Annotated in this window: 9 protein-coding genes; 2 read left to right on the forward strand and 7 right to left on the reverse strand. The window is 45.1% G+C overall.

Translation table 11 applies throughout. The features are described 5' to 3' along the window. Window positions 1-7 precede the first annotated feature (7 nt). The gene (gene purL, locus DXX94_RS16445) at window positions 8-3,937 is read right to left on the reverse strand and encodes a phosphoribosylformylglycinamidine synthase (RefSeq protein ID WP_374188841.1); all 3,930 of its coding nucleotides are present in this window, start codon (window positions 3,935-3,937) and stop codon (window positions 8-10) included. Window positions 3,938-4,188: 251 nt separating this feature from the next. Here purL and mltF point away from each other — a divergent pair, with 251 nt between their 5' ends. After that, a complete protein-coding gene (mltF, locus tag DXX94_RS16450) occupies window positions 4,189-5,667 on the forward strand; it encodes a membrane-bound lytic murein transglycosylase MltF (protein WP_116017559.1) in 1,479 nt (492 codons plus the stop codon). A gap of 467 nt (window positions 5,668-6,134) precedes the next feature. Here mltF and DXX94_RS16455 read toward each other — a convergent pair whose 3' ends face one another. The 5 genes from DXX94_RS16455 to rdgB form a co-directional block, all read right to left on the reverse strand. After that, on the reverse strand, window positions 6,135-7,886 hold the full coding sequence (locus tag DXX94_RS16455; protein WP_220348128.1) for a YHYH protein: 1,752 nt from the start codon (window positions 7,884-7,886) through the stop codon (window positions 6,135-6,137). Window positions 7,887-8,175: 289 nt separating this feature from the next. Then, window positions 8,176-8,706 (reverse strand): ArgR family transcriptional regulator, encoded by a 531-nt coding sequence (locus tag DXX94_RS16460; protein WP_116001008.1) that lies wholly within the window; start codon window positions 8,704-8,706, stop codon window positions 8,176-8,178. Between the two features lie 37 nt (window positions 8,707-8,743). After that, window positions 8,744-9,322: a tRNA adenosine(34) deaminase TadA gene (gene tadA, locus DXX94_RS16465; protein ID WP_116017561.1), complete on the reverse strand. Its 579-nt coding sequence runs from the start codon at window positions 9,320-9,322 to the stop codon at window positions 8,744-8,746. Then, a complete protein-coding gene (hemW, locus tag DXX94_RS16470) occupies window positions 9,322-10,473 on the reverse strand; it encodes a radical SAM family heme chaperone HemW (protein WP_116017563.1) in 1,152 nt (383 codons plus the stop codon). Before hemW ends, tadA begins: the two co-directional genes overlap by 1 nt. Before the next feature lie 48 nt (window positions 10,474-10,521). Further along, window positions 10,522-11,115 carry an RdgB/HAM1 family non-canonical purine NTP pyrophosphatase gene (gene rdgB / locus DXX94_RS16475; RefSeq protein WP_116017565.1) on the reverse strand — a complete coding sequence of 198 codons (594 nt, stop codon included), beginning with the start codon at window positions 11,113-11,115 and terminating at the stop codon, window positions 10,522-10,524. Between the two features lie 383 nt (window positions 11,116-11,498). On the opposite strand from rdgB, the gene DXX94_RS16480 reads away from it, so the two are divergent. Then, entirely contained in the window at window positions 11,499-12,425 is a 927-nt protein-coding gene (locus DXX94_RS16480) for an EamA family transporter (RefSeq protein WP_116017567.1), read from the forward strand. Between the two features lie 64 nt (window positions 12,426-12,489). On the opposite strand, the gene DXX94_RS16485 is transcribed toward DXX94_RS16480, so the two are convergent. Then, a complete protein-coding gene (locus DXX94_RS16485; RefSeq protein WP_116017569.1) occupies window positions 12,490-12,858 on the reverse strand; it encodes a PH domain-containing protein in 369 nt (122 codons plus the stop codon). Between the last annotated feature and the right edge of the window lie 66 nt (window positions 12,859-12,924).

The following is a 12,924-nucleotide window of genomic DNA, read 5'->3' on the forward strand; positions in this document are numbered from 1 at the left end:
CTTAATATTAGCCAATAAACTTACGGGCATTGCGGAACATACGTACCCAAGGTGAATCTTCACCCCATGAGTCTGGGTGCCATGAGTTGGCTACCGTGCGGAAGACGCGCTCTGGGTGTGGCATCATTATGGTCACGCGACCATCTGTGGTGGTTAACGCGGTAATACCATCAGGCGAGCCGTTCGGGTTAGCTGGGTAAGTTTCGGTAACATCGCCGTAGTTGTTTACATAACGCATTGAAACGGTACCAGAGTCGTTGGCAGCATCAATCGCTTCATCTGAAACAAATTCAGTGCGACCTTCACCATGCGAAACCGCAATTGGCATACGCGAACCAGCCATACCTTTAAAGAAGATAGATGGGCTTTCTTGCACTTCAACCAATGAGAAACGTGCTTCGAAACGCTCAGACTCGTTCTGCACAAAGCGCGGCCAGTGCTCAGAGCCCGGAATAATTTCTTTTAGGTTTGATAGCATTTGACAGCCGTTACACACACCGAGTGAGAAAGTTTCTTCGCGGTGGAAGAAGGCTTTAAACATCTCGCGAGCATTAGCGTTAAACAAAATGGATTTCGCCCAACCTTCACCAGCGCCCAATACGTCACCGTACGAGAAACCGCCGCAAGCGACTAAGCCTTGGAAGTCAGCTAAATCAACGCGACCAGCCAGTATGTCTGACATATGTACGTCAATAGCGTTAAAGCCAGCGCGAACAAAAGCGGCTGCCATTTCTACGTGCGAGTTCACCCCTTGCTCACGTAAAATCGCCACTTTCGGATTAGTGCCCGCTTGTGCATCTTTTGCAATTAAGTCGGCAACGATATCTTCGTTGATATCAAAGCTTAACTCAGCGTTTAAGCCCGGATCTTCGGTATCAAATTTAACGTCGAATTCTTCTTGTGCGCATTCTGGGTTGTCGCGCATCGCTTGCATTTTTAATGTCGTTTCTGCCCATACGGTGCGGAAGTAGGTGCGCGAATTTTCCAATACCACTTGCTCATTGCGAGTAAAGGTGATCATGTCAGTGTCGTTAATACGAGCAACGTCTGCGCAGTAATCTAAAATACCGTATTCAGAGAAAATGGTGTGAATCGCTTCGATATCGTCTTCGCGAATTTGAATCACCGCACCTAGCTCTTCGTGGAACAGGACTTCGGCATCAGTGCCTTCAAACACACTTAGGTCAACGGTGACACCTGTGTGACCAGCAAATGCCATTTCGGCGATGGTGGTAAACAAGCCGCCATCACTGCGATCGTGATACGCCAATAATTTGCCTTCGGCAACTAAGGTTTGCATCGAATTAAAGAAGCCGCGTAGCAGGTACGCTTCATCTACATCTGGTGTTTCTGTGCCTAAGTGCTGGTAAACCTGTGCTAAACATGAACCACCTAAACGGTTTTTACCGCCAGATAAGTCAATTGCAACGATGCGCGTGTCGCCCTGATCGGTGCGCAGTTGCGGCGTGACGGTTTTGCGAATATCTTCCACGCGACCAAAGGCGGTGATCACCAGCGACATAGGAGCCGTCACCGCTTTTTGCTCGCCGTCTTTTTCCCACTGGGTTTTCATACTCATTGAGTCTTTACCCACTGGAATGGTTAAGCCAAGCTCAGGACAAAGCTCTTCACCTACTGCTTTTACCGCTTCGTATAAACCAGCATCTTCGCCTGGGTGACCTGCTGGCGACATCCAGTTAGCGGAAAGTTTAATACGGTTTAAGTCGCCAATATCGGCACCCGCAATGTTTGTTAGTGATTCTGCAACTGCTAAACGTGCCGAAGCGCCATAATTTAGTAGGGCCACTGGTGTGCGTTCACCCATCGCCATGGCTTCACCGTGGTATGAATCTAACGAAGCTGCGGTTACACCGCAATCTGCGACTGGCACCTGCCATGGGCCAACCATCTGATCGCGCGCGACCATACCTGTTACCGAGCGGTCACCAATGGTGATCAGGAAAGTTTTTTCGGCAATGGTTGGTAAACGCAGCAGACGATCTGCCGCTTCAGCGACATCAATGTTCGCTAGGTTAATTTCATCACCCGCCGCTGTAGTTGTTTTAACGTCTTTGATAATTTTTGGTGTTTTACCTAATAACACGTCAAGCGGCAGGTCAATTGGCTTGTTTTTGTGCTCGTCATCGGCAAAGTGTTCGTCCGTTACTGTTAAGTGCTCTTCTTCGGTGGCTTTACCAACCACAGCAAATGGAGCACGCTCGCGCTGACAAATCGCTTCAAAAATCGGTAATTGCTCGTCAGAAACGGCTAGTACATAGCGCTCTTGTGACTCGTTACACCAGATTTCATGTGGCGCCATGCCCGGCTCATCGTTTGGTACGTTGCGCAGTTCAAAGTTACCGCCACGGCCACCGTCAGACACTAACTCAGGGAAGGCATTAGATAAACCACCAGCACCAACATCGTGAATAAATAGAATGGGGTTGTCGTCGCCTAGCTGCCAACAGCGGTCGATAACTTCCTGACAACGACGCTCCATTTCTGGGTTATCACGTTGTACCGAGGCAAAGTCTAAATCTTCACATGATTGGCCAGACGCCATTGATGATGCTGCGCCGCCGCCAAGGCCGATATTCATTGCTGGCCCACCTAATACAATGAGGTTAGCGCCAACGTTGATTTTGCCTTTTTGCACGTGTTGCTCACGAATATTACCGAAACCACCCGCAATCATAATTGGCTTGTGGTAGCCGCGAACTTCTTCGCCATTAAATGAATTTACTTGTTGCTCATAGGTACGGAAGTAACCGGTAATCGCAGGGCGACCAAATTCATTGTTAAATGCTGCGCCGCCTAATGGGCCTTCAAGCATAATATCTAGCGCAGTTACTATTCTGTCTGGTTTGCCGTAATCAATTTCCCATGGCTGTTCAAAACCTGGAATACGTAAGTTAGAAACCGAGAAGCCAACTAAACCCGCTTTTGGTTTTGAACCGACACCCGTTGCACCTTCATCGCGAATTTCACCGCCAGAGCCTGTTGCAGCACCCGGATACGGGGATATAGCAGTAGGGTGGTTATGGGTTTCCACCTTCATCAGAATATGAATGTTTTCGTGGCTGTAACCGTACTCTTTAGTTTCTGGATCTGGGTAGAAGCGACCTGCTTCAGAGCCCGCCATAACCGCAGCATTGTCTTTGTATGCCGATAACACGTAAGCAGGGTTTTCCTCGAACGTGTTTTTGATCATTTTAAATAGGGATTTTTCTTGTTTTACGCCATCAATCGTCCAGTCAGCGTTAAAAATTTTATGGCGGCAATGCTCTGAGTTTGCTTGAGCAAACATATAAAGTTCAATGTCGTGAGGGTTGCGGCCAAGTTTGGCGAAGTTATCAGCGAGGTAAGTAATTTCATCATCGGCTAGTGCTAAGCCTAAGCTGGTATTAGCTTTTACTAGTGCATCGCGACCACCGCTAAGTACGTCTACTGAACTAAATTCGCCAGGCTCTGCTTGCGCAAACAATGCTTGTGCATCATTAAACTCAGCAAAAATTGACTCCATCATGCGATCGTGTAACAAGTTGTTAAGTAGTTTTTCTTGCTCAACCGTTAGCGTTCCGCCATTAATGTAATAAGCAATACCGCGCTCTAGGCGGATAACTTTATCTAAACCACAATTGTGAGCAATGTCGGTTGCTTTTGATGACCATGGTGAAATAGTGCCAGGGCGAGGTGTGACTAATAACAAAGTGCCGTTTGGCTCGTGTTCTTCAATAGTTGGGCCGTAGGTTAACAGTTTGGCAAGTACCTCTGATTCATCAGTGTTAAGCGCTGCTGATAAATGGGCAAAGTGGCTAAACTCTGCGTATATGTCGTTAACAGGAAGGCCAGCTTCAGCACATTGCGTTAATAATTTTTGAACTCTAAAGTCAGAAAGTGCCGGAGCGCCACGAAGGGTTTGGATCAACATCGCCATTAGTTTACTCACTAGTAAATTAGTTGCTTGTCACCACGGATCTTTAACGGTAAAACACAGACCAACCATGCACCAAATTCCGTGGTGAAAACATGGGGTAAAAATCGCGCGTATTATAGGAGAAACGAGGCGTATTAAACAGCAAAATCTTTGTAAGATTTTAACGAGCAATGGCTCTAAAACCTTGGCGTAGCGGCAAAAAGTGAAAAAATGCTTTAACTGTTTTTCAATTCACGACACAATGATTGGGTATGAACATTTACTATAAAAAAACCAACCAATTGTTCAACTTTCTTAAACTGTCGCTCGCGGTAGTTGTACTGGCTATTTCTGGCTGTAAAGAAGAAGCTGACCGACCGAATATTTCTCGCATACTTGAACGCGGTTATGTCGCCGTTGGCACCCTTTATGGACCCAATTCATATTACCTCGGGCCGGAAGGGCCAGCCGGCTTTGAATACGAATTGGCAAAAAAATATGCTCAATCTTTAGGCGTAGAGTTACGTATTATGCCTAGTTATAGCCTAGATGAACTATTTCCTCGGCTTGATTCTGGCGAAGTCGACTTTCTGGCAGCCGGATTAGCGGTCACGCCAAATCGCCTAAGCCAATATGAATTTGCTCCCAGCTATGACTCTGTCAGCCAAAAGTTAGTGTTTCGTCAAGGTAACAAGCGACCACGAGCATTAAAAGATTTAACGGGCTCGTTAATTGTGACTGCCAACTCTAGTCACGCAGAAAACCTTGTTGAATTGCAGCAAACGCATGAGGCACTAACTTGGCAAGAAAGCACTGAGTTTGACAGTGAAGAGTTATTGCTCAAAGTGCTTAACGGGGAAATTGATTACACGATAGTGGATAGTCATGTTTTGGCAATTAACCGTCGTTACTACCCTGATATCAGCATTGGTTTTACCGTCAAAAAAGCAGAGCCATTGGCTTGGCTGGTCAGTAAACACAGTGATGATTCGATTATTGCTAGCCTGATAGAATTTTTTGGGCAAGTGCATCACGATGGTACTTTGCTGGCGCTTGATGATAAATATTACGGCCATATCGAACAATTTAACTATGTTGATACGCAAGCATTTTTAGCGGCGATTGAAACAACCCTGCCAACCTACCAGCCGCTATTTGAAAAATACGGGCAAGATATTGACTGGAAGTTGTTGGCGGCAATTAGCTATCAAGAATCCCACTGGAATCCAAAAGCACGCTCGCCAACTGGGGTAAGAGGCATGATGATGCTAACCCTGCCAACGGCGAAACAAATGGGCGTGACTAGTCGATTAGATCCAGAGCAAAGTATTGCGGGTGGGGCAAAGTACTTTAAGCGTTTAATTGACCGTATTCCTGATCGCATTCCATTTCCCGATCGCATGTGGTTTGCACTGGCATCTTATAATGTAGGCTTTGGTCATGTTAACGATGCGCGCATTATCACGCAGCGCCAAGGAGGCGATGCCGACCGTTGGGTGGATGTAAAACCGCGATTGCCATTGCTTAAACAAAAGAAATACTACAAAACAGTAAAGTACGGCTATGCCCGTGGTGATGAGCCTGTTAAATATGTCGAGAATATTCGTCGCTACTACCATACGCTCTCGTACTTTGATGAAAAGGTGCGTAATGGCCTTGTTAATGGATTGTCTAATGGAGCGCCTAATGGAGCTTCAGAGCGAATAGTTGATACGAGTTCAAACAAACCAGTTGATAAAAACGCTGAATAGGATTTGTTTCGATACGCCCTAGTATTTGACCTGACAGTTACTTATGGTAACAATAAAAATATGCTGGGTTGTTGACTGATCAGTCAAGATTTGTCATAAAAGAGTCATATAGGTTAGTTATTATGCCTATATGTAATCGTGATGTTGCTACAGGATGTAGTAAATTCTCGCGATTTGTTCTCAATGTTTGACAAAAAGGAGGTTGTGATGCCGTTAAATAAACGTCGAATACAACTTAGTATCCAACGCAAGCGCATGCTTCGCGATACACAACGAAAAATCAGTAGCCGCCGCAGTGCCTACTACAAACAAAGCCTGATGGAATAGCCCTCAGGCTTTTTTGTTTGCGCCGCTTTTGTTCCCTAGCACTGAAACGATCTATCTTAGAATCCCTTAGCTTTTTATTATCTTGCTATTGAAGCACTAATTCTAGTGTTCATGCTCAGCTTTAATGTTCATGCTCAGCTTTAATGTTCATGCTCAATATTGTTTTCATGCATTTCGTCGTGGCTAGCGTTGTGACTAGCACTATGGCTATGGCTGCGGCGCTCTAATTCAGTCGAGCGGCTAAATGATGAATTTACCTCACCGTTATAGCAATTGATCACCCAAGGGAAGGTGTCGGTAACAAAGTAGCCGTATTGCCCATCAACGACCATGCCATTGCATTGGTCTAAATCACCAGTGCCTTCAACATATTCCCAATCACCACGAAATTGGCCATCGTAGTTATTACTGGCAATATCGCCAACGCCGGCTTGTGGCGTTTGAAAACCATCAACGGCTTGTCTTGGACCGCCATTGTCTTTGAGCTGATAGCTTGAAAGTGCCTTGCGCGTTTCGCCAGTTGTTGAGTCAATAAAGCAGCTACCAAAAATCGGGTAGCCATCGGCGGCAAAGCCAATCACTGGCGAGGCGATATTTGCTTCGCAGCTTTGGCTAAACATAGCAACAGGATTGGCGTGATAGTGATATTTGCCGTTTGGTTGGGTGTGGGCATTGTGAATGTCGGTGCCAAAGGTATTTAGTGGCGACATCGGATCGTAGCGCCATGGGTTGTCGTTTTGGCTAGCGCCACAGCCGATTTTCTCACGACCTAGCGGCTCGTCGCCAACGCCGTAGCAGGCCGCCGCTAATATATCGAGTGTTACACCGTTAAGCATAATGGCTTCTGTTGTGCCGATGATCAAATTAGCTGGCGTAGCACTTGGCTCCGGTTTGATAGGAATGCGATAGCTCGACACCACCTCCTGTACGTCATTGGCAAAGCGGGCGCTTTGGTCGTTAAAGTCGTGGTTTGGAATTTGGTTTACTTGAATTAAACACTCGCTACTATCAGCGCTAATACTCACGCTGCCGTTAAATGCTAAGCCGCGTTTGATATCGTCAACATTTGATTGATACGTACCTAGGTATTCGGCACAGCTACCAGATTGTTCAACGAAAATTTTATCTGTGATATCAAGATTATTGCTTTGGGCGGCAATGGTGATACTAACGGGTGAGGAGGTGACTTCGCCATCATTTACCGTGAGCTGCAACTGGTAGTCACCACTGGCATCAGGGGTAAATTCAAAAGAGGATGCTAATGATTGTGCTTCGCTCAGGGCAACTTGGCTACCTTTTGGCATCGCAGTAAATGCCCACTGAAAAGTGAGGCTATCTCCATCGGGGTCGCGACTATTTTCTCCCGAAATTAACACTGCTTCACTAACATTGGCACTTTGATTGGTGCCCACGTCAGCGATAGGGGCTTGGTTTTCTTGGCTCGCTTGGGTGACAGTAATCGTGACGCTGGCTGTGTGTTCAAGCTCGCTGTCACTCACCGTAAGACTAATTACATAGTCACCGGCAATGTCTGGAGTAAAGTTGGTGTTAACATTCTCTGCATCGGTGAGTGAAACTGCACTGCCGTTTGGCGCACTGGTAATCGCCCATAAATAACTGAGGCTATCGCCATCACTATCTGCACTCTGTGCACCATTCAATGAAATGCTATCACCTAATATACTGGATTGGTTTTCGCCCGCATTTGCGACAGGGGCATTGTTTTGTGCAGGTGGAGTCGTTGTTGGTGGTGTGGTATCAGTAGACGGTGTTGCAGTATTTTGTGCGCTGTCGTCACTGCCTCCGCCTGATGAGCCACCGCAAGCGGTTAATATACACAAACTAGTCAGCGCAGGAACTAGTATCGGGTTAATGAAGGGGGATAACTTCATAGCGAGCCTCTTGCAACACAAATATCCTTGATTGGTAACAATATATAGAACGGCTAAATTTGAAACAACTTACTCTATGTAAATGTTGTGTAAAGCTGGGCTTTTGAGGTTTGAGCGTATGGAGCTAAGCGGGTGTTATAGAATTTGTTGGGAGTAAGCTGTTTATGGGGATTGTTAGTTAATCAGCTTGTTAACTGAATTGAGTGAAGTGTGTTAGTAGAAGTGTGCAGACGAAAGTGTGTTAATAGGATTGATTTACCAATACATAGTTGGTTGCTAGGCGCAAGTATTAGTCGCGCCTTGTTGGAATATCTAGCATATCGATGATAGCTTGAGAAATCGCTTCGATTTGTGAAATATCTTCAGGGATAATCAATACAGTATCATCGCCCGCAATGGTCGCTAAAATACCAATAGATTCTTCTAGTGAATCTAATACCCGCGCCATTAGCGGGGCACCGCCAGTACCTGTTTTTAACACAATTTGGTAGTTGTTGTGTTTTAAATCCAGCGCAATGGTTTCAATCGGGTGCTTGGTTTTAGGGATAATGAGCGCGTCTGGCAGGTTGTAGCAAATTTCATTTTGGCTATTACGGGTTTTAACTGCGCCGAGTTTGGCCAACATACGCGATACTTTGGATTGTGAGACATGCTCGTATCCTTGCTGGGCTAAAGCAAAAGCGAGTTCTTCTTGCGAACGATAAGTACCTTGCTTTATCAGCGACTTAAATACTTGCAGTAATTGTTGCTCTTCTTTTTGCTTGCCGTGTAGTTGTTTGGCAGTGACGGGCTTGGCGGGTGTTGATTTACTCTGGGTCATATCGCAATAACTATCTGGTGGCTTATTGATAAATTGGCTACTGTTGAGCGTTTTGCTCTGCCTGCTTTGCTATTTGTTTGCGTAGTTTTTTTGCTGCTTTAATTTCAGCGCGACGACGCTTAAAAAAGTGCGACAGCATAGCGCTACATTCGGCTTGCATCAAGCCCGAATTTACGTCAATTAAGTGATTTAATTTTGGCTCATGGGTCAAGTTAAACACTGTACCAGCTGACCCAGTTTTTTCATCGGGCGCAGCAAAAAACACGCGCTTTACTCGGCTATGCACTAACAGGCCTGCACACATGGGGCAGGGCTCTAAGGTAACATATAAAGTGCAATCGATAAGGCGGTAATTGTCTAGTTTTTTTCCCGCTTCTCGCACTGCAATCATTTCAGCGTGAGCTGACGGATCATTATCCATAATTGAGCGGTTATAACCTTCGCCAACAATTTCACCCTGATAGACAACAACAGCACCGACCGGAATTTCATTATGCTGTTCGGCAATTTGCGCAAGCTCGATAGCACGGGCCATAAATTGTTGGTCTTGCTCGGTAAATGCTGGCGTTTTTTGTTCGCTATTTTGTTCGCAAGTTAAGGCGGTTATTTCTTTCATTATAAAAACAGCTCTAGCAAGTCGTTTAAATAACGATGTCCCAGCGTTGATACTTGCCAGTTTTGCTGGTTTTTAATCAATAAACCTTTGGCTGATGCTTGTGCCAGTGGTTCTGCAATGGTTGCTAACGCTAAGCCAGTGGTTTGTGTAAATCGATTGATATCAAATGACTCTCTAAGCCTTAATTGATTCATCATAAACTCAAACGGTAATTCGTCGGTTGTTACGGTATTAAGATGATCCAACGCTGGACGGCCTTGCTCAAGGTAACCTTTTGGATGTTTTACTTTGATGGTGCGATAAATTTTGCCGCTGGCGCTATCGGTAATTTTTCCGTGCGCTCCACAGCCAATACCAAGATAGTCGCCAAAACGCCAGTAGTTCAAATTATGCTTACTTTGTTTACCTATTTGGCTGTAGGCTGAGATTTCGTATTGTTGATAGCCTGCATCGGCTAGCATACTCACGCCATGCTCTTGGATATCCCACAAAGTTTCATCTTCTGGCAGTTTCGGGGGTTTAGAGCCAAAGGCCGTGTTTGGCTCAATAGTAAGTTGATACCAAGAAAGGTGATCTGGTTTAAGTGCAATGGCTTGGGCTAAATCGTCCATCGCCGCATCGAGTGACTGCTCCGGCAAACCATGCATTAAATCTAAATTAAAGCTTTTTACACCACAGCTCTTGGCTAACTCAGCAGCGCGAATTGCTTGTTGGTTGTCGTGAATGCGACCTAATTTAATGAGCTTGTCTGATTCAAAGCTTTGCACGCCGATTGACAAGCGCGACACTCCAGCTTCAGCAAAGCCGACGAACTTATCTGCCTCAACGGTGCCAGGGTTGGCTTCAAGCGTAACTTCGATATCACTGTCGTGATCAAAGCGAGCAAAAACGCCCGCCAGAATATCGCCAATTGCTTTGGCTGAAAACAAGCTTGGTGTGCCGCCACCTATAAAGATGCTGTGCAATTTACGATCGCTTAGGTTAAAGCGGGCGATATCATCGTCTAAGTCTTTTAGCAGCGCAGCCGTGTAGGCTTGCTCTGGCAAGTCAGACTTCATACCGTGCGAATTAAAGTCACAGTAAGGACATTTTTGCACGCACCACGGAATGTGGATATATAGCGATAGCGGTTGTTGAACCAATAAACTCATGGTTTTATTTTCTTTGGGCTTTTTTGCTTAGACTTAAAAGGCAAAACATTAAAAATGTTTTACCAGCTGTGCTAACGCTTTACCGCGATGGCTAAGCTTGTTCTTATCGCTACGCGTTAATTCTGCTGAGCTACATTGATGCGCTTCCACCCAAAACAGTGGATCATAGCCAAAGCCTTGCTCACCGCGTTTTTCCGTTAAAATTGAACCTTCCCATACACCATGGCAAATCACAGGCGTTGGATCATCAGCGTGGCGCATATAAACCAATACACAGTGGAATCTAGCGGTACGCTCACTTGCTGCCACGTCAGCAAGTGCACTCAGGAGTTTGTCGTTGTTGCTGGCATCGCTCACTGAATTGGTCACATCATGAGAATAGCGAGCAGAGTAAACACCCGGCGCGCCATTTAATGCGTCTACTTCCAACCCTGAATCATCAGCAATCGCTGGTAAACCTGTAATTTTTGCCGCATGACGTGCTTTGATAATGGCGTTTTCAACAAAGGTAGTGCCAGTTTCAGCAACATCAGGCACGTCAAATTGGCTTTGTGGTAATACTTCAATCTGGTGCTCTGCAAGTAAGTTGGCAAGTTCTTTTACTTTGCCTTGGTTGCCTGTGGCTAAAACGATTTTGCTCATGTGGGCTCTGATCAGGTGTTATCGGGAATTGAATTTGCGCGCATTATACCGTTAATCACAGGTGCTGGGTAGAAGTGGCAGAGAGCAAACGATAAGTGAGTAGTCAAAAACAAGAAAACAATGAAAAGGATATACCGCCGTTATTCGTTGCTAGCTGTCAATGCTATACAAAAAACTGATTTTAAGTGAAGCAATTGTGTATGTTGCTCTTTGTGTTTACTTGCTAAGTTAGTTACTCAACTTATTTTGCTGTTGCTGATTGATTTTGCTGTTGGTGATTATTTAGCTAACGGTTTTTTCTTATAGTTTTTTCATAATAGTTTTTTCATAAATAAGCTTTCGCCGCTCAATTGGCGGTGAAGCAACTTTGCTGAGGTGTATGGATGTCACTCAAAGATAGTTTACTTGCGCTAATTATTGTCGCTATTTGGGGCTTTAATTTTATTGTGATTGCTTGGGGCGTAGAGCAGATGCCGCCGCTAATGATGGGCGCAGGCCGTTTTCTATTTGTCGGTGTGATTGGCTGTTTACTGGTAAAACGCCCAAATATTCCTTGGCGTTGGCTAGCGCTTTACGCGCTAACCTTGTGCTTTGGCCAATTTGCTTTGCTGTTTTGTGCAATTGCTTTTGGCATGCCCGCGGGTCTTGCTTCGTTAGTGCTGCAATCTCAAGCACTGTTTACCATAATTTTATCGGTGTTAATTCTGCACGAAGCGATTAAGCCGGCGCAGTTAGTGGCGATGGTAGTAGCAGGCTTTGGCTTAGTGATTATTGGCAATAGCGAGCAGGCGACAGAGATGACAGCGATTGGTTTTGCCTTAACGATTGCTTCAGCTGTACTTTGGGGCGGCGGTAATGTGATAAATCGCAAAATTAATCAAAAGGGTTATTTGGCTGGTAATAACAGTGCAGGTCTAGGCTTAGTGGTGTGGTCGTCTTGGTTCGCGTTTATTCCTTTTACGATTGCCAGTTTTGTTTTTGAAGGGCAAGACGCAATTTTAACCAGCCTGCAGTCGTTTAATTTAGTCGGCCTCGGTGTATTGCTGTATTTGTCAGTTTGCGCGTCAATGCTGGGCTACAGCTTATGGAGCTATTTGTTAGCGCATTATCCAGCAGGCCAAGTTGCACCCTTAACCTTAGCTGTGCCAGTGGTTGGTTTGCTATGTGCCATGGTGTTTTTAGATGAACAAGTCACCGGTGGCCAATGGCTTGGGATTTTTGTCGTTATGCTAGGCCTAGTCATTAATATGAAAGGCGAGTGGCTAGCGCAAACGCTTAAGCACAAATTAGGCAGCAGGGTGAAAGGTTAATTTAGGTTGGTTTACTGGCAACTTGAATTGAAAAGTCTAGCTGCCAGCTAATTAATGTTTGGCGTTAAAGCGTATGCTCAGAAATCACTTTAGAAATGGCTAAGATTGACGCTTGACCATTAAATTCAAATTTCACTTTACCAAGTGCTGAAAAGTAAATTTCCAGCTCAGAATCCAAGTCAAAAGTGCCCGAGGTTTCCACTGAATAGGCGACAATATTTTTGTAAGGCAGCGAGGTAAAGTCTTTCTTACTACCAGTAATACCTTGAACATTAACCGCAATAATACGTTTGCTGGTAAATACCACACCGTCACGCATCGACTTGTACGCATCAATGATTTCTTCGCTATCAATTAACAGCTCGGTAACCATTTCACCGTATTCTTCATTTTGTTTAAGCTTGAATACTTCTTTATTATTAAAATCAATCATTGTTATTCCTTGTGGCTTAGCGAAGCACATTTGTCAGTGACTATATTCAGTTTATAAATGTAGCAG

This window comes from Thalassotalea euphylliae, assembly GCF_003390375.1.
GTDB lineage: Bacteria > Pseudomonadota > Gammaproteobacteria > Enterobacterales > Alteromonadaceae > Thalassotalea_F > Thalassotalea_F euphylliae_A.

Coding starts and splice junctions, on each gene's coding strand:
- purL (WP_374188841.1), bottom strand. CDS start 3,937: ATGGCGATGTTGATCCAAACCCTTCGTGGCGCTCCGGCACTTTCTGAC.
- rdgB (WP_116017565.1), bottom strand. CDS start 11,115: ATGAGCAAAATCGTTTTAGCCACAGGCAACCAAGGCAAAGTAAAAGAA.
- tadA (WP_116017561.1), bottom strand. CDS start 9,322: ATGAAAGAAATAACCGCCTTAACTTGCGAACAAAATAGCGAACAAAAA.
- DXX94_RS16485 (WP_116017569.1), bottom strand. CDS start 12,858: ATGATTGATTTTAATAATAAAGAAGTATTCAAGCTTAAACAAAATGAA.
- hemW (WP_116017563.1), bottom strand. CDS start 10,473: ATGAGTTTATTGGTTCAACAACCGCTATCGCTATATATCCACATTCCG.
- mltF (WP_116017559.1), top strand. CDS start 4,189: ATGAACATTTACTATAAAAAAACCAACCAATTGTTCAACTTTCTTAAA.
- DXX94_RS16480 (WP_116017567.1), top strand. CDS start 11,499: ATGTCACTCAAAGATAGTTTACTTGCGCTAATTATTGTCGCTATTTGG.
- DXX94_RS16455 (WP_220348128.1), bottom strand. CDS start 7,886: ATGAAGTTATCCCCCTTCATTAACCCGATACTAGTTCCTGCGCTGACT.
- DXX94_RS16460 (WP_116001008.1), bottom strand. CDS start 8,706: ATGACCCAGAGTAAATCAACACCCGCCAAGCCCGTCACTGCCAAACAA.